This is a genomic window from Isoptericola sp. NPDC055063, from assembly GCF_053608125.1.
Genome location: NZ_JBSGUW010000003.1, coordinates 154779 through 177760, shown reverse-complemented (window position 1 = coordinate 177760; position 22982 = coordinate 154779). Strand labels below are relative to the sequence as shown.

The 22982-nt window shown below is 72.2% G+C and carries 23 protein-coding genes; 12 read left to right on the top strand and 11 right to left on the bottom strand.

The genetic code is table 11. The features are described from left to right. Positions 1–7: 7 nt before the first annotated feature. Positions 8–1765 carry a DEDD exonuclease domain-containing protein gene (locus ACWF41_RS04845; protein WP_380323484.1) on the top strand — a complete coding sequence of 586 codons (1758 nt, stop codon included), beginning with the start codon at positions 8–10 and terminating at the stop codon, positions 1763–1765. Continuing rightward, positions 1759–2040: an Lrp/AsnC family transcriptional regulator gene (locus tag ACWF41_RS04840; RefSeq protein ID WP_380323486.1), complete on the top strand. Its 282-nt coding sequence runs from the start codon at positions 1759–1761 to the stop codon at positions 2038–2040. Before ACWF41_RS04845 ends, ACWF41_RS04840 begins: the two co-directional genes overlap by 7 nt. Positions 2041–2063: 23 nt before the next feature. Here ACWF41_RS04840 and trpD read toward each other — a convergent pair whose 3' ends face one another. Both trpD and ACWF41_RS04830 read right to left on the bottom strand, forming a co-directional pair. Beyond that, positions 2064–3131 carry an anthranilate phosphoribosyltransferase gene (trpD, locus tag ACWF41_RS04835; RefSeq protein ID WP_380323489.1) on the bottom strand — a complete coding sequence of 356 codons (1068 nt, stop codon included), beginning with the start codon at positions 3129–3131 and terminating at the stop codon, positions 2064–2066. 58 nt (positions 3132–3189) lie between these two features. Then, positions 3190–3627 (bottom strand): response regulator, encoded by a 438-nt coding sequence (locus ACWF41_RS04830; protein ID WP_380323492.1) that lies wholly within the window; start codon positions 3625–3627, stop codon positions 3190–3192. Positions 3628–3891: 264 nt separating this feature from the next. Between ACWF41_RS04830 and ctaE the strand changes: the two genes are divergently transcribed. The 5 genes from ctaE (at position 3892) to ACWF41_RS04805 (ending at position 8937) form a co-directional block, all read left to right on the top strand. Beyond that, positions 3892–4545: an aa3-type cytochrome oxidase subunit III gene (gene ctaE, locus ACWF41_RS04825; RefSeq protein ID WP_380323495.1), complete on the top strand. Its 654-nt coding sequence runs from the start codon at positions 3892–3894 to the stop codon at positions 4543–4545. 67 nt (positions 4546–4612) lie between these two features. Beyond that, positions 4613–5392 (top strand): cytochrome bc1 complex diheme cytochrome c subunit, encoded by a 780-nt coding sequence (gene qcrC, locus ACWF41_RS04820; RefSeq protein WP_380323497.1) that lies wholly within the window; start codon positions 4613–4615, stop codon positions 5390–5392. Next, a complete protein-coding gene (qcrA, locus tag ACWF41_RS04815) occupies positions 5389–6441 on the top strand; it encodes a cytochrome bc1 complex Rieske iron-sulfur subunit (RefSeq protein WP_380323500.1) in 1053 nt (350 codons plus the stop codon). Before qcrC ends, qcrA begins: the two co-directional genes overlap by 4 nt. After that, complete coding sequence (gene qcrB / locus ACWF41_RS04810) at positions 6438–8141, top strand: cytochrome bc1 complex cytochrome b subunit (RefSeq protein WP_380323503.1); 1704 nt, start codon at positions 6438–6440, stop codon at positions 8139–8141. Before qcrA ends, qcrB begins: the two co-directional genes overlap by 4 nt. Before the next feature lie 169 nt (positions 8142–8310). Beyond that, positions 8311–8937: a superoxide dismutase gene (locus tag ACWF41_RS04805; RefSeq protein WP_380346981.1), complete on the top strand. Its 627-nt coding sequence runs from the start codon at positions 8311–8313 to the stop codon at positions 8935–8937. Positions 8938–9033: 96 nt separating this feature from the next. Here ACWF41_RS04805 and ACWF41_RS04800 read toward each other — a convergent pair whose 3' ends face one another. The 4 genes from ACWF41_RS04800 to ctaC form a co-directional block, all read right to left on the bottom strand. After that, positions 9034–9870, bottom strand: a complete 837-nt coding sequence (locus ACWF41_RS04800) for a hypothetical protein (RefSeq protein WP_380346979.1) — start codon at positions 9868–9870, stop codon at positions 9034–9036. 179 nt (positions 9871–10049) lie between these two features. Beyond that, positions 10050–10451 carry a cytochrome c oxidase subunit 4 gene (locus ACWF41_RS04795; protein ID WP_380319908.1) on the bottom strand — a complete coding sequence of 134 codons (402 nt, stop codon included), beginning with the start codon at positions 10449–10451 and terminating at the stop codon, positions 10050–10052. Beyond that, entirely contained in the window at positions 10448–12268 is a 1821-nt protein-coding gene (gene ctaD / locus ACWF41_RS04790; RefSeq protein ID WP_380319906.1) for an aa3-type cytochrome oxidase subunit I, read from the bottom strand. Before ctaD ends, ACWF41_RS04795 begins: the two co-directional genes overlap by 4 nt. Then, complete coding sequence (gene ctaC / locus ACWF41_RS04785) at positions 12268–13188, bottom strand: aa3-type cytochrome oxidase subunit II (protein WP_380319903.1); 921 nt, start codon at positions 13186–13188, stop codon at positions 12268–12270. The genes ctaD and ctaC overlap by 1 nt, the downstream gene beginning before the upstream one ends. A 446-nt stretch (positions 13189–13634) precedes the next feature. Between ctaC and ACWF41_RS04780 the strand changes: the two genes are divergently transcribed. Together ACWF41_RS04780 and ACWF41_RS04775 are read left to right on the top strand one after the other, a co-directional pair. Further along, complete coding sequence (locus ACWF41_RS04780) at positions 13635–14765, top strand: cysteine desulfurase family protein (RefSeq protein ID WP_380319900.1); 1131 nt, start codon at positions 13635–13637, stop codon at positions 14763–14765. After that, positions 14762–15052 (top strand): sulfurtransferase TusA family protein, encoded by a 291-nt coding sequence (locus ACWF41_RS04775; RefSeq protein ID WP_380319897.1) that lies wholly within the window; start codon positions 14762–14764, stop codon positions 15050–15052. The genes ACWF41_RS04780 and ACWF41_RS04775 overlap by 4 nt, the downstream gene beginning before the upstream one ends. Positions 15053–15167: 115 nt before the next feature. Here the strand turns inward: ACWF41_RS04775 and ACWF41_RS04770 are convergent, their stop codons facing one another. Together ACWF41_RS04770 and ACWF41_RS04765 are read right to left on the bottom strand one after the other, a co-directional pair. After that, positions 15168–15518, bottom strand: coding sequence for a HesB/IscA family protein (locus ACWF41_RS04770; RefSeq protein ID WP_380319894.1), 351 nt, complete (start codon positions 15516–15518; stop codon positions 15168–15170). Between the two features lie 120 nt (positions 15519–15638). Continuing rightward, positions 15639–16115, bottom strand: a complete 477-nt coding sequence (locus tag ACWF41_RS04765; RefSeq protein WP_380319891.1) for a glycerate kinase — start codon at positions 16113–16115, stop codon at positions 15639–15641. A gap of 214 nt (positions 16116–16329) precedes the next feature. On the opposite strand from ACWF41_RS04765, the gene nadA reads away from it, so the two are divergent. From nadA to ACWF41_RS04750, 3 genes are all read left to right on the top strand, one after another. Further along, positions 16330–17550, top strand: a complete 1221-nt coding sequence (gene nadA / locus ACWF41_RS04760) for a quinolinate synthase NadA (RefSeq protein ID WP_380319917.1) — start codon at positions 16330–16332, stop codon at positions 17548–17550. Between the two features lie 36 nt (positions 17551–17586). Further along, a complete protein-coding gene (locus ACWF41_RS04755) occupies positions 17587–18198 on the top strand; it encodes a DJ-1/PfpI family protein (protein WP_380319888.1) in 612 nt (203 codons plus the stop codon). Between the two features lie 73 nt (positions 18199–18271). Next, positions 18272–18808 (top strand): acyl-CoA thioesterase, encoded by a 537-nt coding sequence (locus tag ACWF41_RS04750; protein ID WP_380319914.1) that lies wholly within the window; start codon positions 18272–18274, stop codon positions 18806–18808. 109 nt (positions 18809–18917) lie between these two features. Here ACWF41_RS04750 and ACWF41_RS04745 read toward each other — a convergent pair whose 3' ends face one another. The 3 genes from ACWF41_RS04745 to ACWF41_RS04735 are packed head-to-tail and all read right to left on the bottom strand — an operon-like array spanning position 18918 to position 22892. Further along, positions 18918–19460 carry a hypothetical protein gene (locus ACWF41_RS04745; protein WP_380319885.1) on the bottom strand — a complete coding sequence of 181 codons (543 nt, stop codon included), beginning with the start codon at positions 19458–19460 and terminating at the stop codon, positions 18918–18920. Then, on the bottom strand, positions 19450–19956 hold the full coding sequence (locus tag ACWF41_RS04740) for a pyruvoyl-dependent arginine decarboxylase (RefSeq protein ID WP_380319882.1): 507 nt from the start codon (positions 19954–19956) through the stop codon (positions 19450–19452). The genes ACWF41_RS04745 and ACWF41_RS04740 overlap by 11 nt, the downstream gene beginning before the upstream one ends. Beyond that, on the bottom strand, positions 19953–22892 hold the full coding sequence (locus ACWF41_RS04735; protein ID WP_380319879.1) for a hybrid sensor histidine kinase/response regulator: 2940 nt from the start codon (positions 22890–22892) through the stop codon (positions 19953–19955). Before ACWF41_RS04735 ends, ACWF41_RS04740 begins: the two co-directional genes overlap by 4 nt. Between the last annotated feature and the right edge of the window lie 90 nt (positions 22893–22982).

Below are 22982 nucleotides of genomic sequence, written 5' to 3'. Positions count from 1 at the left end.
TCCCCGCATGCCGAGCACCACCCCGCCCGCGGCGAGCCCGACCCCGCTCCAGCCGTCCTTCGAGGACCTCGGCACCCCGCTGAGCGACGTCACCTTCGTCGTGGTCGACCTCGAGACCACCGGGGGCAGGGCCGCCGACGGCGGCATCACGGAGATCGGCGCGGTGAAGGTCCGCGCGGGCGAGGTGCTCGGCGAGCTGCAGTCGCTCGTGAACCCCGGCCACCCGGTCCCCGCGTTCGTCGCCCGGCTCACGGGTATCACGACCTCGATGGTCGCCACCGCTCCCCCGATCGACCTCGTGCTGCCGAGCTTCCTGGAGTTCGCGCGCGACGCCGTGCTCGTGGCGCACAACGCGCCGTTCGACGTCGGCTTCCTCCGGGCCGCGTGCGAGCGGCTCGGCTACGACTGGCCCGGGTTCCGCGTGGTCGACACCGTCCCGCTCGCGCGGCGGGTGGTCACGCGTGATGAGGCGCCCAACCACAAGCTCTCCACGCTGGCCGCGCTCTTCCGGGCAAGGGTGACGCCGGAGCACCGTGCGCTGGCCGACGCCCGCGCGACCGTCGACGTGCTGCACGCCCTCCTGGAGCGCCTGGCGCCGCTGGGGATCACGCACCTGGAGGACCTCGCCACCGCAGCCGACCCCGTGCCGCCCGACGTGCGCCGCAAGCGCACGCTCGCCGACGGGCTCCCGGAGGCGCCGGGCGTGTACCTCTTCCGTGGCCCCGGCGACGAGGTGCTGTACGTCGGCACGTCCACGAACCTGCGCAAGCGGGTGCGGTCGTACTTCACGGCGGCCGAGAAGCGCGGCCGCATCACGGAGATGGTGCGCATCGCGCACGCGGTCACCCCGGTCGTGTGCGCGACGCCGCTGGAGGCCCAGGTACGCGAGCTGCGGCTCATCGCCGAGCACTCCCCACGCTACAACCGCCGCTCCAAGCACCCAGAGCGGCAGACCTGGGTGCGGCTCACGGACGAGGCGTACCCGCGCCTGTCGATCGTGCGCGAGGTCCGGGAGGGTGCCCCGCACATCGGACCGTTCACCTCCCGGCAGGCGGCCCAGGCCGCCGTGGACGCCCTCCACGACGCCCTCCCGCTGCGGCAGTGCACCGCCCGGCTGCCCCGAGTCGCGCGCACGCCGGGCAGCCCGTGCGCGCTCGCCGGGATGGGCCGCTGCTCCGCGCCGTGCACCGCCACAGGCACGGCCGACGTGGGCTACGACTCCGTGGTCGACGCGGCGCGCACGGCGCTCACCGGCGACCCGTCCGCCGTCGTCGACGCCCTCGCTGCCCGTGTGGCCCGGCTGGCCGCCCAGGAGCGCTTCGAGGAGGCCGGGCAGGTCACCCGCCGGCTGCGGTCGTTCGTCCAGGGCGCCGCGCGCGCCCAGCGGCTCGCCCCCGTCTCGCGCTGCGCCGAGATGGTCGCGGCCCGGCCGACGGCGGCGGGAGGGTGGGAGCTGGTCGTGGTCAAGCACGCGCGCCTCGCGGCGACGGCCGTCACCGGCCCAGACGAGGACCCCCTCCCCGTCGTCGACGCCCTGCGGGCGACGGCGGAGGACGTCGCCCCGTCCGTCGTGCCCTCGCCCGCGTGCCACCCGGAGGAGGCCGCCCTCGTGCTCGGCTGGCTCGAGGAGCCCGGGGTCCGCCTCGTGCACGTGAGCGAGCCGTGGTCCTGCCCGGCGCGGTCGGCCGCTGCCCACGTCGGGCTCGGGGCCGTGTCGGCGAGCGTCGCCGAGGCGGCCGGCGTGGCTACGATGACCGCATGCTGACCGCCATCGTGCTCATCGACACCGAGGCCGACCAGATCCCCGAGGTGGCCACCAAGGTCACGGACCTCAAGGGGGTCAGCGAGGTCTACTCCGTCACCGGCAAGGCCGACCTGGTCGCCATGGTGCGCGTGCGCGAGCACGAGGAGCTGGCCGACGTCATTGCCGACGGAATCAGCAAGGTCCCGGGCGTCGTGCGGACCGAGACGCTCATCGCGTTCCGCACCTACTCCCACGTCGACCTCGAGCAGGCGTTCGCCCTCGGCCTCGACGACTGACTCCAGGGGCGGGCCGGAGGCCGTCAAGCCTGCGTCGCCGCGACCCAGCCGTCGAGCACGCGGACGGCGCCGCCCTCGTCGACGGCGCGCGCGGCGAGGTCCATCCCGGCCGCGAGCCGCTCGACGAGTGAGCCCTCGCCCGTGCCGGGCAGGCTGCCGTCGGCGACGAGGCACGCGGCGGCGTTGAGCAGCACTGTCTCGCGCACGGGGCCGCGGTCGGTGCCGTCGAGGACCCGGCGCGCCACGCCCGCGTTGTGTTCCGCGTCGCCGCCACGCAGGTCGGCGACCTCGATGCGCTCCAGGCCGAGGTCCGTCGCGGCGTCCAGGCGGTGCTCGACGACGGCGCCGCCGCGCACCTCCCAGACCGTCGCGCCGCCGGTGGCGGCGAGCTCGTCCAGCCCGTCGTCGCCCCGGAACACGAGCGCGTCGGTGCCCCGGCCGGCGAACACGCCCGCCATGAGGGGCGCCATGCGCGCGTCGGCGCAGCCGACCGCGGTCGCGCCTGGCTGCGCCGGGTTCGTGAGCGGTCCGAGGAAGTTGAACGCGGTGGCGATGCCCAGGTCGCGGCGCGCCACGCCCGCGTGCCGCATCGACGGGTGGAACAGCCCCGCGAAGCAGAACGTGATGCCCACCTCGCCCGCCAGGGCCGCGACCCGCTCGGGCGCCTGGTCGAGGCGGATCCCGAGGGCCTCGAGCACGTCCGCCGAGCCGGACGACGAGGACGCGGCACGGTTGCCGTGCTTGACGACCCGCAGCCCCGTGCCCGCGATCACGACGGCCGCCATCGTGGACACGTTGACGGTGTGGTGCCGGTCGCCGCCGGTGCCGACGATGTCGACCGTCCGCCCGGGCACCTCGATCCGGGTGGCGTGCTCGAGCATCGCGTCGGCGAGCCCGGTGAGCTCCGCCGCCGTCTCGCCCTTGGCCCGTAGCCCGACGAGGAAGCCTGCGAGCCGGGTGGGCGGGACCTCGCCCGACATGACCTCGTCCATGGCCCACGCCGTCTCCGCGGCGGTCAGGTCGCGCCCGGCGACCAGCTCGGTGAGGATGCCGGGCCAGGTGGGGTCGGTTGCCGGGTCGGTGGAGGCCACGGGGGTCCCTTCGGTTCGGAGCCGGGCACCCGGGCCAGGGCGTACGCCCCTCGGCGGGTCAGGCGGCTGCGGTCAGGAAGCCGGCCACGGTGCGCTGCAGCTCGATCGCGTCGAGCGGCCTCGGCACCACGGCGTCGGCGAGCGACCACGATGCTAGCCATCCGTCGTCGCGCCTGCCGGTGAGGACCACGACGGGCGGGCACCGGTACACCTCGTTCTTGAGCTGGCGGCACAGCCCCATGCCGCCGGCCTTGTCAGCCTCGCCGTCGAGCACCAGCAGGTCCCACCCGCCGCGGTCCGCCGCGGCGATCAATGCGGCAGGCGTCGCTACCTCGGCCCACGAGATCGCCGGGGCGTGCGCCCGCAGCCGGGGGCCGACGGCGGTGCGGACCTGCTCGCGCACCGTCCGGTCGTCGCTGTAGAGCAGGACGCGCGGCCCGCGCGCGGGTGCGGCCGGCTCGAGGGTGGTCGGGCGTTCCGTCGTCTGATCCGTCATCGAGGCTCCCCTTCGTGGACGTGCACGGCACCGGGCACGGACACGACGCCCGGACCGGACGCACGGCCGCCGGACGTCGATGTTTGCTGGCATCGTGGCACACCCGCGTCACCTCGGGCAGCCGCCGAACGTGGTCTTTTACTGGCACTCTCCATCGATCCGTCACCTCGTAGGGGCAGAGTGGCGAGTTTCCGCAGATTTTGTGCGCATCGACTTCGCGCAGCGCCCACACGAGTGGCTCGAACCGGCCACATGTCGGCCATAATGGCTGACGTGTCGACCGCAACGGCTGCTGCCCCCCATGCCCACCAGCACGTGAGCGTCAACCGTCCGAACCCCGTGTCGGTCGGGACGATCGTCTGGCTCGCGAGCGAGCTCATGTTCTTCGCCGGCCTCTTCGCCATGTACTTCACCGTGCGATCGGTGATGCCCGAGGCGGAGTGGGCCGCTCAGGCGGACAAGCTCAACATCACCTTCTCGACGATCAACACCACCGTGCTGGTGCTGTCGTCCGTCACCTGCCAGATGGGCGTGTGGGCCGCCGAGCGGTTCAAGCCGGTGCGCTCCGGCTCCATCTTCCAGGTGAACAAGTGGGGCATGCACGAGTGGATGACCCTCACCTACCTCATGGGCGCCTTCTTCATCGGCGGCCAGATCTTCGAGTACACCGAGCTGGTGCACGAGGGCCTGACCATCTCGTCCAGCCCGTACGGCTCGGTCTTCTACCTGACCACCGGCTTCCACGGCCTCCACGTGCTCGGTGGCCTCATCGCCTTCCTGTTCCTGCTCGGCCGCTCGTTCGCCGCCCGGAACTTCGGTCACCACGAGGCCACGACCGCGATCGTCACGTCCTACTACTGGCACTTCGTCGACGTGGTGTGGATCGCCCTCTTCGCTGTCATCTACCTCCTGCGCTGAACCCCCCGGCCGGCGTCGACGCCGGTCCTGAACCTGCACCTTCGATCTGCGAGACGAGGATCATTTCGTGAAGGCACTCGCCGCCCGCAGGCACCACCGGCTGGCGCCGGTCGTGCTGCTGCTGCTGGCGCTGCTGGTCACGGGCGGCGTCTACGCCGCCCTTGCCCCGAGCCCGGCCCAGGCCGACACCGCCAGCACCGCGGACATCGAGACCGGGAAGAAGCTCTTCCAGGCCAACTGCGCCACCTGCCACGGACCGAACGCGGAGGGCACCTCCGAGGCGCCGTCGCTGGTCGGCGTGGGCGCCGCCGCGGTCGACTTCCAGGTCTCCACCGGCCGGATGCCCATGCAGATGAACGGCCCCCAGGCCGAGGCCAAGCCCCGGCAGATGAACGAGGAGCAGACGGCCGCGCTCGCCGCGTACATCTCCTCCCTGGGTGCCGGCCCGGCCATCCCGACCGACGAGCAGGTGGACGGGAGCAAGGGCGACCCGGCCAACGGCATGGCCCTGTTCCGCACCAACTGCGCGATGTGCCACAACGCCGTCGGCGCCGGTGGTGCCCTCTCGGAGGGCAAGTTCGCACCGCCGCTGTGGGACACCTCGAGCCGCAACGTCTACCAGGCCATGCTCACCGGCCCGCAGTCGATGCCGGTGTTCAACGACGCCAACATCACGCCCACGGAGAAGCGCGACATCATCGCGTTCCTCGACCAGCAGGACCAGGGCTCGGCCGGTGGCCTCACCCTCGGTTCGCTGGGTCCGGTCAGTGAGGGCCTCTGGGCCTGGATCATCGGCATCGGCCTGATCATCGGCGGCGCTGTGTGGATCGGAGCGAAGTCCTCGTGAGCGAGAACCAGAACCCCCAGGGCAGGTCGCGCGACGTGACCCCCCACGCCGGCAACGGGACGGTCGAGCACGCCGACCGGTTCACCGACCCGGGCGTCCCGGAGCACCACCCGCGCCTCGCGGACACCGACCCCAAGGCCGCGAAGCGCAACGAGCGGATCATCGCGATCCTCTTCGCGATCTCGTGCCTCGGTACCATCGCCTCCCTCGTGGCGTACTTCGCCGTGCGCCCGGACGGCACCACGCCCGGCGTGCGCATGTCGACGGTGCTGCTCGGCGTCGCGATCGCCGTCTCCCTGTTCGGCATCGGCTTTGCCGCCGTGCACTGGGCCAAGACCCTCATGTCGGCCAAGGAGTACGTCGAGGAGCGTCACTCGAGCAGCAGCTCGGAAGACGTGCGCGAGGTCGTCCAGCAGCAGTTCAAGGACGGGCTCGAGGACTCGGGCATCGCCCGCCGTCCCGTGCTCAAGGGCGCGGTCGTCTCCGCGCTGGCGCTCTTCCCGCTGACCGTCGCCGTGCCGCTCGTCTCGAGCGTCGGCGGCGACTGGAACGTGGGCAAGTTCCGTCACACCCTCTGGAAGAAGGGCGTGCGCCTCGCGTACGACCCCTCGGGCCGCCCCATCAAGGCCTCGGACCTGACCGTCGGCTCGGTCGCGCACGTCATCCCCGACGTGCCCGCCGAGGAGCGCGAGTCGCACGAGTGGATCACGGAGAAGGCCAAGGCCGTCGTCCTGCTGGTGCGGATGGACCCCCGCGACCACATCCGTGACCACCGCGAGGGCGCGTCCTACGACGGCATCGTCGCGTACTCGAAGATCTGCACCCACGTCGGGTGCCCGGTCGCCCTCTACGAGCAGCAGACGCACCACCTGCTGTGCCCGTGCCACCAGTCGACGTTCGACATCACCGACGGCGCCAAGGTGGTCTTCGGTCCCGCCAAGCGTCCGCTGCCCCAGCTGCCCATCTCCGTCGACGACGAGGGGTATCTTGTGGCTGAGGACGACTTCAACGAGCCCATCGGCCCGAGCTACTGGGAGCGCCTGAAGTGAGCACCACGACCACTCCCCCCACCGCGGCGGAACCCACGACGTTGATCGGCAAGTCCGCCGACTACCTCGACCAGCGGACCAAGGTCGGCGTGCTCGCGAAGCAGCTCGTCCGCAAGGTCTTCCCGGACCACTGGTCCTTCATGCTCGGCGAGATCGCGCTGTTCTCGTTCGTCGTGCTCCTCATCTCCGGTGTGTTCCTTGCGATGTTCTTCGAGCCGTCGATGGCGCTCACCACGCACCACGGCGCCCCGGCGACCATGGACGGCCAGCTGATGTCGGTGGCGTTCTCGTCGACGCTCGACATGTCGTTCGAGGTGCGCGGCGGCCTGCTCATGCGGCAGATCCACCACTGGTCGGCGCTGATCTTCGTCGCCGGCATCGTGGTGCACATGATGCGCGTCTTCTTCACCGGCGCGTTCCGCAAGCCGCGCGAGCTCAACTGGCTCGTCGGCACGCTGCTGCTGATCTGCAGCCTGCTCGCCGGCTTCTCCGGCTACTCACTCCCGGACGACGTCCTCTCCGGCAACGGCCTGCGCATCACCGACGGTGTCGTGAAGTCGATCCCGATCATCGGGTCGTACCTCTCGTACTTCATCTTCGGCGGCGAGTTCCCGGGCGAGCACATCATCCCGCGCCTCTTCACCGTGCACATCCTGCTGGTGCCGGCCCTGATCCTCGCGCTCGTGGGCGTGCACCTGTTCCTCATGGTGCTCAACAAGCACACGCAGTACCCGGGCGGCGGCCGCACCGACCAGAACGTGGTCGGCTACCCGGCGGTCCCGGCGTTCGCCACGAAGATGGGCGGCAACTTCTTCATCATCTTCGGTGTGCTGGCCCTCATGGGCGGCACGCTGGCGATCAACAACGTGTGGAACTACGGCCCGTACGACCCGTCACCGGTGTCCGCGGGTGCCCAGCCTGACTGGTACATGCTGTTCCTCGAGGGATCGTTGCGCCTCATGCCGGGTCAGGCCGAGATCGTCACGTGGGGCGACTACACCCTGTCGCTGAACATCCTCGTGCCGGCGGTCATCATCCCGGGCCTGCTGTTCACGTTCCTGTTCGTCTACCCGTTCGTCGAGGCGAAGGTGACGGGCGACCACCGCGAGCACCACGTGCTCGACCGGCCGCGCAACGTGCCGACCCGCACGGGCCTGGGCGTCGCCTTCCTCACGGCCTTCGTCATCCTGGCGCTGGCCGGGTCGAACGACCTCATCGCCACGCACTTCGCACTCTCGATCAACACGATCACGTGGGTGTTCCGCGTCCTGTTCTTCGTCGGTCCGGTCTTCGCGTTCTGGGTCACCAAGCGCATCTGCATCGGCCTGCAGCGCAAGGACCGCGAGCTGGTGCTCCACGGTCACGAGACCGGCCGCATCGTCCGGTTCGCGAACGGCGAGTACATCGAGGTCCACCGCCCGCTGGACGAGCAGGAGCGCTGGCTCCGGGTCAACTACGAGGCACGTCGGCCGCTCGAGATCGAACCGGCGACCGACTCCCGCGGCGTCAAGCGCAAGGGATACAAGAAGGACAAGCGCTGGCAGAAGCTGTCGCGGTTCTTCTACGAGGACCGTGTCGAGCCCGTGACCCCGGCCGAGCTGGCCGCGGCGCACGCGCACGGCGAGCACGACGAGCTCGAGCCCGCCCACGATGCCCCCGAGCTGGTCTCGGGGTCTGGATCCGTCGAGCGGGAGCACTGAGTCTCCTGCAGGCTGGAACGGTGGCCCGCGCTCCCCTCCCCCGACTCGTCGGGCGGGGTGCGCGGGCCTCCGTCGTCCTCGGCGCCTAGCCGCGCCGGACGCAGCCCTCGACGACGTCCCCATCGCACGCCGGCCACGACGTGCGGCACCGAACCGGAGGTATCTCAGCATGGCTGTCTACACGCTCCCTGACCTGCCCTACGACTACAGCGCCCTCGAGCCGCACATCAGCGGCAAGATCATGGAGCTGCACCACGACAAGCACCACGCCGCGTACGTCACCGGCGCCAACACGGCGCTGGAGAAGCTCGCCGAGGCCCGCGAGTCCGGCGACAACGCCGCGGTGAACCTGCACGAGAAGAACCTCGCGTTCAACCTCGGCGGCCACACCAACCACACCGTCTTCTGGCACAACCTGTCCCCCGAGGGCGGCGGCCAGCCCGAGGGCGAGCTCGCCGAGGCCATCAAGGACACCTTCGGCAGCTTCGAGAAGTTCCAGGCCCAGTTCGCCGCCGTCGCCACCGGCATCCAGGGCTCCGGCTGGGCCGTCCTCGGCTGGGACTCCATCGGCCAGCGCCTCGCCATCTTCCAGCTCTTCGACCAGCAGGCCAACGTCCCCGTCGGCATCACCCCGCTGTTCATGCTGGACATGTGGGAGCACGCCTTCTACCTCGACTACCTCAACGTCAAGGCCGACTACGTCAAGGCCGTGTGGAACATCGCGAACTGGCAGGACGTCGCCGCCCGCCTCCAGCGCGCCCGCACCCAGACCGCCGGGCTGATCGTCCCCGCCTGACGACTCCCGGACCGGGACGCACACCTCCCGGACGCACGACAGGGGCCCGCACGCATCGCGTGCGGGCCCCTGTCGTCGCGCGAAGTGCCCGGGACGTCACCCCTGGGCGCCGAACTCCGAGTACGGGACGACCTCGTCCTTGGCCGGCGCCTCGATGTCGACGGGCTCGCCCCACTTGCTGAAGGCCGTCGAGACGATCATCTCCTGGCCGCCGATGTCCATCGTGATGTCCGCGGCGACAGGCAGCCCCTCCGGGGCGACCTTGTAGACCAGGGTCATCTCCCCCACCTGGTCGGCCATCTCCGCGTTCACCCCCGTGGGGCCGTCCTCGAGCTTCGACGGGTCGACGGTCATCGTGTACACGTCCGCGTCGACGCCGTCCACCTTCTCGGTGCCGGTGTGCTCGAAGGAGGTGACGGCGTCGGCCATCGCCTCGGCCTGGGCGGCGGCGTCCATCGACTCCATCGAGTCGAACGTGCCCGCCATGTTCGGGTCGGCGGCCATCTCCTCCGCCGTCAACGAGAGGTACTTGCCCTGGGTCAGCTCGCCCATCGACATGTAGATCGTCCCGTCGAGCAGGACGATGTCCATGTCCATGCCCATGACACCCATGGACATCTGCATGGCCGTGTCCTCGACGGTCGTGCCGTAGGAGATGTCTGCCGTGGTGGTGGTCCCGCTCATCCCGGCAGTGTCGGCGAGCTCGCCGCCGTAGGTCATCTCCAGGTGCGACGTGGAGGCCGTCTCCTGCGCCCCCTGCATCTGCTCGGCGAGGTCGGTGAGGTTCGCCGCGGTGACGATCTCTGCGGTCTCCTGGGCGGCCTCCGAGGCGCCGGAGGTGGAGGCGGCGGGGTCCTCGCTCCCGCAGGCGCTCAGGGCGAGAGCGACGAGGCCCGCCGATGCCAGGGCCACGGACTTCTGGGGGACACGCACGTGCAGCTCCTTCGCAGGGAATGGTGAGGCTCCATTCCATCACGACGGGGCGTTCCCGTGGGCTGGCCGCCCGTGCGGGCGGTGGATCGTTGCCGTTCCGTGCTCCCGTCCGTCGCGGGCGGAGACGACGACGCGCCCCGCTCCGACGAGGGAGCGGGGCGCGTCGTGGTGCAGCGGACTCAGTGAGCGTGCTGCCCGCGGCTGAACTCGAAGACCCAGCCGACGAGCCCGATCACGCCGAGGACGAAGCCGATGTAGAGCACCCACCAGCCGACCGCGAGGCCGAGGAAGGCGACGGCGGCGGCGCCGGCGATGACGAGCGGCCACCAGCTCCACGGCGAGTACACGCCCTGGTCTCCGGCGCCCTGCTCGATCTCGCCCTCCTCGTCGTCCTCCGGTCGCAGGTCGATCCGGCGGGCCGTCAGAGCGAGGTAGGCACCGACCATGGCGACCAACGCACCCACGAGCGGGATGCCCAGGTACCCCACCGGCTCGGTGAAGTGCGTGACGAGTCCGTAGATCACGCCTACGACGACGAAGAACGGGGCGAGGAACAGGAAGAGCTTGATCTCGATCTTCACTTGCGGGTCTCCCCCTCGTCCTCGATGACCGTCGTGGTCGACTGCGCCGCGTCGGACTGCGCGCTGTCGCGACGCTCCTCCACGACCTGCTGGTGCCCACGCCGGTCCGGGTCGCCGTACACGGCGTTCAGACCGCCGTGGCCCGGTGCCTGCTCCATCGCCGCGACCTCCGGGTGGTGCAGGTCGAACGCGGGCGACTCAGAGCGGATGCGGGGCAGCGACGTGAAGTTGTGCCGCGGCGGCGGGCAGCTGGTGGCCCACTCGAGCGAGCGGCCGTAGCCCCACGGGTCGTCGACCGTCACCTTCGGCGCGTTGCGCCAGGTGGTGTACACGTTCCACAGGAAGGGGAGCGTGGAGGCGGCCAGGATGAAGGCGCCGATGGTCGACACCTGGTTCTCCCAGGTGAAGCCCTCCTCCGGCATGTAGTCCGCGTACCGGCGGGCCATGCCCTCGACGCCCAGCCAGTGCTGGATGAGGAACGTCATGTGGAATCCGACGAACAGCAGCCAGAAATGGACCTTGCCGAGGCGCTCGTTGAGCATGCGCCCGGTGAACTTCGGCCACCAGAAGTAGAAGCCGGCGAACATCGCGAACACCACGGTGCCGAAGACGACGTAGTGGAAGTGCGCCACGACGAAGTACGAGTCGGACAGGTGGAAGTCCAGCGCGGGGCTCGACAGGATGATGCCGGTCAGGCCACCGAAGAGGAAGGTCACGAGGAAGCCGATCGACCACAGCATCGGTGTCTCGAACGTGAGCTTCCCGCGCCACATCGTGCCGATCCAGTTGAAGAACTTCACGCCGGTCGGGATGGCGATGAGCATCGTCATGAAGGCGAAGAACGGCAGCAGCACGGCGCCGGTCACGTACATGTGGTGCGCCCACACGGTGACGGACAGGGCGGCGATCGCGATCGTCGCGATGATGAGGCCCTTGTACCCGAAGATCGGCTTGCGGCTGAAGACCGGGAAGATCTCCGACACGATGCCGAAGAACGGCAGCGCGATGATGTAGACCTCAGGGTGACCGAAGAACCAGAACAGGTGCTGCCAGAGGATCGCCCCGCCGTTCTCGGGGTTGAAGACCTGCGCCCCGAGGCGACGGTCGGCACCAAGCGCGAAGAGCGCCGAGGCCAGCGGCGGGAAGGCCATCAGCACGAGCAGGCTCGTGACGAGCGTGTTCCACGTGAAGATCGGCATCCGGAACATGGTCATGCCCGGCGCGCGCATCGTGATGATCGTGGTGATGAAGTTGACCGCACCGAGGATCGTGCCGAAGCCCGCCAGCGCGAGGCCGAACACCCAGAGGTCTCCGCCCAACCCTGGACTGAAGGTCGTGTTCGACAACGGTGCGTAGGCGAACCATCCGAACGAGGCCGCGCCCTGCGGGGTGAAGAAGCCCGCCGCGGCGATGATGCCGCCGAAGAAGAAGAGCCAGTACGCGAACATGTTGAGCCGCGGGAACGCGACGTCCGGCGCACCGATCTGCAGCGGCATGATCACGTTGGCGAACCCGGCGAACAGCGGCGTCGCGAACAGCAGCAGCATGATCGTGCCGTGCATGGTGAAGAGCTGGTTGTACTGCTCCTTGCTCTGCACGATCTGCAGGCCGGGCGAGAACAGCTCGGCGCGGATCAGCAGGGCAAGGATGCCGCCGATCGCGAACCACGCGAACGACGTGATGAGGTACATGTACCCGATCGTCTTGTGGTCGGTGGAGGTGATCCACTTGACCACGGTGCGACCGAGGTTCTGGCGCTTCGGCGCGAGGCCGGGGATGACCTCGGCGCCGTGCGCGGTGGCTGTCGTGGCCGCCATCAGTTCTCGACCTCCGGGAGCGTGTCGTCCTGCGGGAAGTTCGCGTGCTGCTGGCGGTTCAGGTCGAGGCCGAGCTCGCCCGTCTGCCCCGCGTCGCGCAGGTCGCTCATGTGTGCGTCGTACTCCGCCTGGGAGACGACCTTGACGTTGAAGAGCATCCCGGAGTGGAACTCGCCGCAGAGCTCGGCGCACTTGCCGGCGTACGTGCCCTCGCGGGTCGGCGTCACCTGGAAGGTGCCCGTGCGGCCCGGGATCATGTCCTGCTTGTACAGGAACGCGGGGATCCAGAACGAGTGGATGACGTCGCGCGAGTCGAGCGTGAACTCGACGGTCTGGTCGACCGGCAGGTAGAGCGTCGGGACGTCCTTCGAGGTGCCCGGCGCGCCGTCCACCTCGTCGTCGACGGTCTGGCCACCGACGTCCAGCAGGTGCTGGCCGGTGTCGTACACGCCGTCGGTCAGGTAGTTGAAGTCCCAGCTCCACTGCTTGCCGATGACCTGGATGTTCACGTCGGGCTCGGCACTGGTGTCCTTCACGGCGGACATGTCGCGGTCCGTGTAGAAGAACAGGACCAGGATCATGATCGTCGGAACGGCCGTGTACATGATCTCGAGCGGCATGTGGTAGCGCGTCTGGACCGGGAGCTGGTGGTCGTTGCGGCGCTTGCGGTAGGCCGCGACGCACCACAGCATCAGGCCCCAGGTGAGGACACCGACGATCAGCGCAGCGATCCAGGAGCCGACCCAGAGGTTGGTGATTCGCTCGGTCTGGTTGGTCACCTCCCCGTCGCTGTATCCGGGCAGGTATCCGCGCTTGACGGAGTCGCTGGCACAACCGGACGCCAACACCGCGACGGCGCCGGCGATGACCGTCGCGCGCAGGATGACCCGCCGGGTGCGGGTGGGGCTCTTCGAGTGCAAGGGAGGCCTTTCACGTCACGTCCAGCCCGAACGCCGCAGCCCTGGGGGGCGGGCGCGCAGACGGGACCTTCGTCCTCGATGTGATGCAGCCTAGCGCGCCCGGAGCAGGTTCGACGCCGCAAAAGCCCCGTCGGGACGTGACTCTTTCCGCACGGGACGTCCACATCTGCCGGTTGCACACAGACCCCGCGGGCGTGTCAGATCGTTGCGCCCGGGTGTCAGATCCTCGGGCGCCGACGACCGCGACGGGAGCCCCACCCCGACCGGCAGAAGATGGCACGATCATGCCTCGGGCGCGGGTTCCGCGCCCCGGCGTACGCCGACCGACAGGCGTCGCACCGCACGTCATCCCCCCACGGAGCACACCTGTGACGGACGCCACCGATCCCGCCGCGCCCCCCTCCCCCGCGGCCTCGACCACGCGCCAGGGAGGGGTTCTCGCACGGGTGCACCTGGACAACGGGGGCGGCGCGCCGCTGCACCCGCTGGCGCGCCAGGGCCTGCTGCAGGCGCTCGACGACGGCTGGGCCGACCCGCGCCGCCTTCACACGGAGGGCCGGCGCGCCGCACGCCTCCTGGACGGCGCCCGCGAGGCGGTCGCCGCCGTGCTCGGCGCGCGCACGGAGGAGGTCCGGTTCACCCCGAGCCACGTCGCGGCGCTCCACTCCGCGGTGCTCGGCACGGCCGCGGCCCGGCGCCGCGCCGGCAGTGACGTCGTCGTCGGGGCGACCGAGCGCGCCGCGGTGCTGCACGCTGCCGCGGCGTCCGCCGCCACGCACGGTGGCGCCCGGGTGCCGGTCGGCGTCGACCGGCACGGCCGGGTCGACCTCGACGCCTTCCGCGCCGCCGTCGCCGCGCCCGGGGTCGCCCTCGCCGCGCTCCAGCACGCCAACGGGGAGGTCGGGACTCGCCAGCCGCTCCGTGCCGCCCACGACGCGGCCCGAGCCGCCGACGTGCCGCTCCTCGTGGACGCGGGGGCGAGCCTCGGCCACGACGACCTGCCCGACGCCTGGGACCTGCTCGCCGCCCAGCCGTCCGACTGGGGCGGCCCGGCGGGCGTCGGTGTCCTCGCCGTGCGCCAGCGCGTGCGGACCGTGCCGCCGGGGCCTGAGGACGCGGACCCGTGGGCCCCCGGCGGCGTGAGCGTGCCCGCGGCGTTCGCCGCCGCCGTGGCCCTGCAGGCCACCGTCGCCGACCGGGCCGCCGAGGACGCGCGGCGGCGGGCGCTCGTCGACCGCGTGCGGGCCGCCGTCGCGACGATCCCCGACGTCGACGTCGTGGGTGACCCCGACGACCGGCTCCCCCACGTCGTGACCTTCTCCTGCCTCTACGTCGACGGCGAGGCGCTCGTGACCGAGCTGGACCGCGCGGGGTTCGCCGTCGGCTCGGGCTCCGCGTGCACCTCGAGCACGCTCGAGCCCTCCCACGTGCTCGCGGCGATGGGCGTGCTCACGCACGGCAACGTGCGGGTCGCGCTGGACCGTTCCACGACGGAGGACGACGTCGAGCGCTTCCTCGAGGTGCTCCCCGGCGCCGTCCGGCGCGTGCGCGACGCGCTCGGGGTGAGCGGGCTGTGACTGCGCACCGCGACGCCGCGGGATCCGGCGCGGGCCCCGGCGAGGTCCTCGTCGACGCCCGCGGCCTGCGCTGCCCGCTGCCGGTGATCCGGCTCGCCGGGGCAGCGCGCGACCTGCCCGCGGGGGCCCTCGTCACCGTGCTGTCCACGGACCCCGCGGCCCGGCACGACGTCCCCGCGTGGGCACGGATGCGCGGCCATGCGATGGCCGCGGACCCCGAGACCCGCGATCCGGACGACGGCGACGCGTTCTGGGTGCTCACGGTGCGGCTCGGCGCCGGGGCCTGAGTGAGCGCCACCTCCGGGTACGGCACGGGCGGCCATCTCCACGCGTGCTCCGCGCATGACGACGGCCCGGCCACCCAGAGGGGCGACCGGGCCGTCGGAGGCCGGGATCAGCGGCTCAGCTGAACGAGCCGCCGCAGGCGCAGGAGCTGCCGGCGTTCGGGTTGTCGATCGTGAAGCCCTGCTTCTCGATGGTGTCCGCGAAGCCGATCTTCGCGCCCTCGAGGTAGGGCACGCTCATGCGGTCCACGACGACCTCGACGCCGTCGAAGTCGCGCAGCGCGTCCCCGTCGAGCAGACGCTCGTCGAAGTAGAGCTGGTAGATCAGGCCGGAACAGCCGCCGGGCTGGACGGCCACGCGCAGACGCAGGTCGTCACGGCCCTCCTGCTCGAGCAGGCTGCGAACCTTGTCGGCGGCGACGTCGGACAGGTCCACGCCGTGCGTGGCGATCTCGGTGGTGTCGGTCATGCTTCCTCCAACAGGCGGACCCTTGCGGCTGTTCCCGATCCTACGCGCGAATCTCGCAGACGCGATGACGCGGCTCACAGCCCCCGCGCGTCGCCCCTCCCGGGCGGGGGCGGACGAGGCTCAGGCCCACGAGGGAGCCCAGGTCCGCGCGACGCGGGGCACGGCGGCCAGGACGTCCGGGCCGGTCTCGTGCACCCCGCTCACCCCCGCCCCGGACCACTCGCGCCGCGAGACCTCGCTGCGCCCGGCCAGCACCACGACCGGCAGCGCGAGCGGCGCGGCGGCGCGCACCGCGGCGGCCACGAGACCCTCCCGCAGCGTCGTGCCGTCCAGCGCGCCCAGGTGCACGACGACGAGGTCCGCCGCCTCCGCCGCCGCGTCCAGGGGCCCGGCCCCGGGCGAGGCCACCGAGGCCAGCCCGAGCGCGTCCAGCGGGACGAACACCCCGACGGGCGCGGCCTGTCCCACCGCGGCGGGGCCGGCACCGGGGAGCACCGCGGTCGTCACCTCGCACGCCGGCGCGGCCTCGCGCCACGCGGTCGCCAGGTCCGGGAGGAGGGCGTCGGCGTCCTCGCCGACGCAGAGCAGCACGCGCATGCCGCGATCGTGGCACAGGCGGGGCCCCGACGGGCCCGGCGCGAGCCGGCGGTGCGGTGACGCGGGCTGCACGGGCGACCGGCGCACGCGTGCGCGGCGGCCCGTACACGGGCCCTCCCGGGCCCGGGGACGGGCCGGACGCGGCGCCGGACCCGGAGCCGGACGCACGGCGTGACGCGCGGCGGCCTTGTGGAAACATAGGCGGGTGACCACCCTGCTGAACGACACCGCGGGCACCTCGACCGGCACCTCGACCGGCTTCTCCGAGCCCGCGCCCTCCGCGCTGCTGCTGCTGGGCCAGGGCCGTGACCTCGCCTCCGAGCGTGGCGTCGAGTGCACGGGCGCGCTGCCCGCACCGTCCGACCCCGACCTGGTGGACCGGGCCCGCGCCGCACGTGCCGCGCTGGGCGAGCGCGCGTTCGTCCTCGGGCACCACTACCAGCGCGACGAGGTCATCGACTTCGCCGACGTCACGGGCGACTCCTTCAAGCTCGCGCGCGAGGCCGCCGCCCGCCCCGAGGCGGAGTTCGTGCTCTTCTGCGGCGTGCACTTCATGGCCGAGAGCGCCGACATCCTCACCTCCGACGCGCAGCAGGTCGTGCTGCCCGACCTCGCCGCCGGCTGCTCCATGGCCGACATGGCGGAGATCGGCCAGGTCGAGGAGGCGTGGGCGGTGCTGCAGGACGTCGGGATCGCCGACGACACCGTGCCGGTGACGTACATGAACTCCTCCGCCGCGATCAAGGCCTTCACCGGCCGCCACGGCGGCACCGTCTGCACGTCGTCCAACGCCCAGGTCGCGCTGCGCTGGGCGTTCGACCGCGTGGGCGGCGTCGAGGGCACCGGCAAGGTGCTGTTCCTCCCCGACCAGCACCTGGGCCGCAACACCGCCGTCCTCCAGCTCGCCATGAGCCTGGACGACTGCGTGGTCTACGACCCGCGCAAGCCCCTGGGCGGCCTCACCGAGCAGCAGCTGCGCGACGCGCGCATGATCCTGTGGCGCGGGCACTGCTCCGTGCACGGCCGGTTCTCCGAGCGCAACGTGGCGGACGTCCGGGCGAAGGTGCCCGGCGTCGAGGTGATGGTGCACCCCGAGTGCAAGCACGAGGTCGTCACGGCCGCCGACCGGGTCGGCTCGACCGAGTTCATCATCCAGGCCCTGGAGTCCGCCGAGCCCGGCAGCTCCTGGGCGATCGGCACCGAGCTCAACCTGGTGCGTCGTCTCGCCAAGGCGCACCCGGACAAGCAGGTGCACTACCTCGACTCGACCGTGTGCTTCTGCTCCACCATGAACCGCATCGACCTGCCGCACCTGGTGTGGGCGATGGAGTCCCTGGTCGAGGGGCGCGTGGTCAACCGGATCGTGGTCGACGCCGACGACGCCCACTGGGCGCGCGTGGCGCTCGACCAGATGCTGGCGCTGCCGGGGATCTGACCGGGGGCCGCGCGCGGCCCGGACGCGGGAGATGGCATGAGCACGGACGGTGGGCTCCACATCGGGATCTTCGTGTTCGACGACGCGGAGGAGCTCGACGTCGTCGGTCCGTTCGAGGTGCTCGCCGCGTGGGAGCAGCGTTCGAGCGTCGAGTCGGGGCTCAAGCCGCAGGTCAGCACGTTCTCGCGCGACGGCGACGGCGTGCGCCTGGCGAAGGGGCTGCGGCTCGTCCCGGCCCGCTCGGCCGACGACGTCGGGCCGCTGCACGTGCTCGTCTACCCGGGCGGCTGGGGCACCCGTGCGATGATCGCCGACCCCGCCCACCTCGAGTGGCTGCGGCAGGTGCGCCTCCAGACGCCGATCCTCGCGAGCGTGTGCACCGGGGCGCTCGTGCTCGCGGCGGCGGGACTGCTGGGCGGTCGCCCCGCGACGACGCACCGCGACCACTACGACGAGCTGGCGCAGCTCGACCCCAGCGTCGTGGTGGACACGGAGGCCCGGTTCGTCGACGACGGCGACGTCGTGACGGCGGCCGGCGTCTCGGCGGGGATCGACATGGCCCTGCACCTCGTGGCGCGGCTGGAGTCGCCCGAGGTCGCGCGTGCCGTGCGGCGCGGCCTCCAGTACGACCCGGCTCCCCCGGTCTGAGCGTCCTCGGTACCGGGAAGAGTCAGGTACCTGATACCGACGGTCGCCGATATAGCCTGCGCGGGTGACTCGAATGATCCAGCTCACCTGGGCCTCCCTGCGGCCGCGCAAGCCCGTCCCCGGCCAGGGCATGCTCGACCCGTCGGTGACCACGATGCGCGTGCACCCCGGCGACCTCGACCTGTACCTGCACGTCAACAACGGCTCGTACCTGCAGATGATGGACGTGGCGCGCTCGAACTTCATCGCCGACCTCGACGGGTTCGCGAAGATCGGCGACCGCAAGTGGTACCCCGTCGTCGCCGCGTCGACCATGACGTACAAGCGCTCCCTGCAGCTGTGGGACCGGTTCGAGATCACTACCCGCGTGCTCGGGTGGGACGAGCGCGTCGTCTACATCGAGCAGGTCTTCACCTGCAAGGGCCGGCTCTACGCCCGAGGGATCGTGGCCGGGCGGTTCCTGGGCCCGGGCAACGCGCGGGTCCCCGCCCCCGACGTCGTCGCGCTGATGGGGCCGGACGCACCGCCGCAGAGCCCCGAGCTGCCCGCCGACGTCGCCGCGTGGGCGCGGGCCGTGGACGTCGCGCACCGGGACGCCGGCCGGGTCTGACCCGGGTCCGAGCCGGGTCCGAGCCGGGTCCGAGCCGGGTCCGAGCCGGGTCCGAGCCGGGTCCGAGCCGGGTCCGAGCCGGGTCCGAGCCGGGCAGACCCGCCGGGAGTCAGTGGAACGTGGTCGCGTAGTACGTCTGGCGGTCCACCGTCTCCACGGTGACGTCCTGCGTGCGCTCCAGCCGGCGACGCAGGTTGTCCGCGAAGCGCAGCGAGTCGTCGTTGAAGCGCGAGACGTCGTACGCGCACACCACCCGGTGCTCGGCGAGGTGCGCGACCAGGGCGTCGATCATGTCCATGAAGGTGCGCGTGGCGCGCCGCCCTGGGTGCGCGAGGGTGAAGCCGATGTACCAGACGGCGCCGCGCGCCGCGTGCTCCGGGTAGCGGGCCGCGAAGAACTCCGGGCTCACCCACGGCACAGCACCCAGGTCCGTCGCGAGCGTCGTCAGGCCGACCGGCACGCCCGCACGGTCGTGCGCGAGCAGCTTCAGCACGCGCGGGTCGGCCATCTCCTCGTCGAACTCCTCGCGGTGCAGGACGTGCCGCGCGGCGGCGCGCGTGCGCAGCGGCTCGAACGCCTCCAGGTAGAGGCGCCAGAAGTCCTCGGCGACGTCGCCCGTGACCGTCGGCTCGAAGGTGACGTCAGCGCGCACCGGTCTGCTCCCCCCAGCCCACGGCGCGGTACGTGGCGACCACGACCGCGCACACCGGGAGCGTCTCGCACGTCAGGCCGGTGATCATGCGACCCTCCGGGGCGAAGGTGCCCCCGCGCGTGGCGGACAGGTCCTCGAGGCTGTGCGTGAGGTCGGTGGCGACCTGCTCGTGCGACGGCCCGTCGTGCTCGACGAACAGGCCGGCGCCGCTGCCGTCGTCGCGGCGCGACCACGCCACCCCGGCCCACGCCTCGTGGCCCGGCAGCGACGCGTACCCCGCGGCGTAGACGCACCAGAGCGCGTCGCCGTGCTCCCCGCGCAGCTGGTCCGCGCCGTCGACCTCGAGCACGGCGCTGCCCGGCGGCACCACGGAGCTGAGGCGCACCAGGTTGAAGTCGCCGACGCCGGCGGCGACGAGCGCGGCGTCGAACGCCGCGAGGGTCGTGCGCCCGGTGCCGGTACCGGCGCTCACGCGGATGGTCAGGGGGTCGCTCATGGGGTCCTCGGGGTCGGCGGGTCGGCGGTCACAACGTCAGGGGGCACAGTGTCGGAAGGCACAGCGTCGGAGGGCACGGCTCCGGCACGGCCGGAGGCCGCGTCCAGGAGGTCGAGCACCGGGCGCAGGACGGCGTCCGGCGCCCTGTCCCCCTTGGTGAGGAAGACGGTACTGCCGAGCCGGAGGTCGTCCTGCTCGCGCGTGCCCACCTCCGCCCCGGAGTAGACGACGAGGGGGACGTGGCGCAGGCGCCCGCTGCGACGCAGGTCGGCGACGAGGTCCTGTCCCGAGCCGTCGGGCAGCCGCAGGTCGAGGACCACGACGTCCGGCCCCGGGCCACCGGTGAGGGCCGCGCGCGCCTCGGCGAGACCGCGGGCCGGCGTCACGACGAGCCCGCCGCTCTCCAGGACGGTCACGAGGACCTGGCGCAGGTCGTCGTCGTCCTCGACCACCAGCACCCGGTCGTGGTGCGGCCGCAGCCGGATCACCTCGCGGACCGTCTCGACGAGCCGGTCGGGGTCCACGGGCTTGACCAGCCAGCCGTCCGCGAGCGCCGCGGTCTCGCGCGCGTCGGCGGGCGACGTCCCGGACACCACGACGACGGGCAGCTGCGCGGTCGCAGCGGACCGGCGCAGCCGACGGAGGATCTCCGTGCCGCCCGTGCCCGGCATGGCGAGGTCCAGCACGACGGCCGCGGGGTGCTCGTCCTCCACCACGTCGACCGCCGCGCGCCCGTCCGTGACGCCGACGACGTCGTAGCCGCGCTCCTCGAGCACCTCGCGGAGCACCTCCACGACGTACGAGTCGTCGTCGACCACGACCACGCGGGTGGTCGCACCCCCGCCGTCCGGTGCGGCGGGCTCCACCGGGGGAGCCACGACGTGCGGCAGCGTGAACCGGAAGCTGGCGCCGTGCCCTTCTCCGTCACTCACGGCCCACATCCGGCCGCCGTGCCGCTCGACGATGCTCCGGGCGATCGCGAGTCCGAGGCCGGTACCGCCGCGCTCGCGAGCGTCGGACGCGTCGATCTGCTCGAACCGGCCGAACACCGTCTCGAGCTTGTCCGGGGGGATCCCGCGCCCCTGGTCGTCGACCCGTACCTCCACGAGCTCGCCCAAGGGAGCGGCCGTCACCCGGACGGTGCCACCGCGCGGGGAGAACTTCACGGCGTTGCTGAGCAGGTTCACCAGCGTCTGCACGATGCGCTCGCCGTCGACCCGCACGACGTCGGCGTCGTGCTCGGGCGCCAGCACGACGCCGGCCTCGTCCGCGAGGATCGACATCTGCTCCACCGCGGCTGCCACGAGCGCGTCGACGTGGTGGTCGGCCAGCTCGAGCGGGGTGGTGCCAGCGTCCATGCGCTCGACGTCCAGGATGTCGTCGACGAGCCGGCCGAGCCGCTCGCTGCTGGTCAGGGCGATCCGGACCATGCGGCCGGCCTGCGCGGAGGAACGGTCGAGCACGCCGCTGTCGAGGAGCCCGAGAGCGCCGCGGATCGACGTGATCGGGGTACGCAGCTCGTGGCTCACCACGGAGACGAACTCGTCCTTGATCCGCTCCACCTCGCGCCGCTCGGTGACGTCGCGGAACACGACGACCGCACCGGTGACCTCGCCGTCGGCGCGCAGGGGGCTCGCCGTGACCTCGACGGGCACGTCCTTGCCGTCCAGGCGCCGGTAGACGTCCTGCTCGGCCGTCGCCGTGACGCCGTCCCGCACCGCCTCGGCGATGTAGCACCGGTCCGCGGGGTAGGGCGTGCCGTCGTCCGCCGGGGCGTGGAAGGTCTCGTGCGCGTCGCGGCCCACGAGGTCGTCCGCGGTGGCACCCAGGGTCCGGGCCCCCGCGGCGTTCACGAAGGTGACCCGCCCGGCGGCGTCGACGCCGTAGATGCCGTCGGCCACGGACTCGAGCGTGCGCTCCCGCTCGCTCGCGAGCGCACGCAGCTGGGCGGTCCGCAGCTCCACCCGGCGTTCCAGGCCGTGGCGCAGCGACTCGTTGTCGACGACCACGAGGATCTGGCGCGCGACGACCGCGACGACGACCGCCACCCACAGCGCGTTCGCCATCCACGGGGTCGGCTCACCGGACTGGCCGACCCGCACCAGGGCCGCCGCGAGGAAGAGCGCGAACGTGACGACGGTGCCGAGCACCGACGAGCCGCCGGCGCGCTCGCCGGTCACCGGGCTGCCCGACGCGGCGGGGTGCCGGGCGGCCACGGCGATCGCGAGGTAGCCGCCGACCCACGCGGCGTCGACGGGACTGCCGAACGTGAACCCGCCCTCGGCGGTCAGGAGCGCGAAGGCCACGTCCGCCACGGCGTACAGCACGAACCCGCTCCCGACGAGGCCGAGCGGCACCCGCTCGGCGGCGCTCGACCTGGTCAGCACGAGCACGGCGAGGGTGGCGAGCAGCGCGTCCACGACCGGGAGCGCGTAGGCCGTGAGCGAGGGGGCCGCGGAGAAGGCCTGCCCCTCGAGCACGACGGCGAAGACGGCGATGTACAGCACCGAGCCGCCGACCACGACGCTGTCGAGGAGCATCCGCACCAGCTCGTGCCCGCGCGGGCGCACGGTCGGGAAGAACGCCAGGCCGATCACGCCGAGCAGCAGAGCCGCGATGTAGGCGGCGTCACCGGTGTCGGGGTCACCCGCGAGCACGGCCCACACGTTCCCGAGCAGGCCCACGAGGCCGCCGAGCGCCAGCAGCCCCCACGCGCGCCGGCGCCGGCCTGTCGAGCGCACCGCCCGCCACCCGCAGCTGAGCGCCGCGACGACGCCCGCGACCGCGATCGCGGTACGCGAGAGCTCGGCCCGCGCCGCCTGGTCCGTCGGGCCGGCGAGGACGACCGTCAGCGCCAGCACGGCGACGGCGCCCGCCCAGCACCACCGGACGAAGGTGCGGTGCGCCTTCGCCGTCGTCGGTCGCGCGTCCCTCATGGGGCCGAGGTTAGGAGACGTCGGCCCGCTCCGCCCCCCGCACGGGCGCTCCGGGCGACGGAGGGCGCCGGTCGTCCGTCGGGGGTACGG

What these genes read in the sequence shown, in the direction of transcription:
- ACWF41_RS04845 (WP_380323484.1), top strand. Translation starts at nt 8, where the DNA reads ATGCCGAGCACCACCCCGCCCGCGGCGAGCCCGACCCCGCTCCAGCCG.
- ACWF41_RS04840 (WP_380323486.1), top strand. Translation starts at nt 1,759, where the DNA reads ATGCTGACCGCCATCGTGCTCATCGACACCGAGGCCGACCAGATCCCC.
- ACWF41_RS04830 (WP_380323492.1), bottom strand. Translation starts at nt 3,627, where the DNA reads ATGACGGATCAGACGACGGAACGCCCGACCACCCTCGAGCCGGCCGCA.
- ctaE (WP_380323495.1), top strand. Translation starts at nt 3,892, where the DNA reads ATGGCTGACGTGTCGACCGCAACGGCTGCTGCCCCCCATGCCCACCAG.
- ACWF41_RS04805 (WP_380346981.1), top strand. Translation starts at nt 8,311, where the DNA reads ATGGCTGTCTACACGCTCCCTGACCTGCCCTACGACTACAGCGCCCTC.
- ctaD (WP_380319906.1), bottom strand. Translation starts at nt 12,268, where the DNA reads ATGGCGGCCACGACAGCCACCGCGCACGGCGCCGAGGTCATCCCCGGC.
- ACWF41_RS04770 (WP_380319894.1), bottom strand. Translation starts at nt 15,518, where the DNA reads ATGACCGACACCACCGAGATCGCCACGCACGGCGTGGACCTGTCCGAC.
- ACWF41_RS04765 (WP_380319891.1), bottom strand. Translation starts at nt 16,115, where the DNA reads ATGCGCGTGCTGCTCTGCGTCGGCGAGGACGCCGACGCCCTCCTCCCG.
- ACWF41_RS04755 (WP_380319888.1), top strand. Translation starts at nt 17,587, where the DNA reads ATGAGCACGGACGGTGGGCTCCACATCGGGATCTTCGTGTTCGACGAC.
- ACWF41_RS04750 (WP_380319914.1), top strand. Translation starts at nt 18,272, where the DNA reads ATGATCCAGCTCACCTGGGCCTCCCTGCGGCCGCGCAAGCCCGTCCCC.
- ACWF41_RS04740 (WP_380319882.1), bottom strand. Translation starts at nt 19,956, where the DNA reads ATGAGCGACCCCCTGACCATCCGCGTGAGCGCCGGTACCGGCACCGGG.
- ACWF41_RS04735 (WP_380319879.1), bottom strand. Translation starts at nt 22,892, where the DNA reads ATGAGGGACGCGCGACCGACGACGGCGAAGGCGCACCGCACCTTCGTC.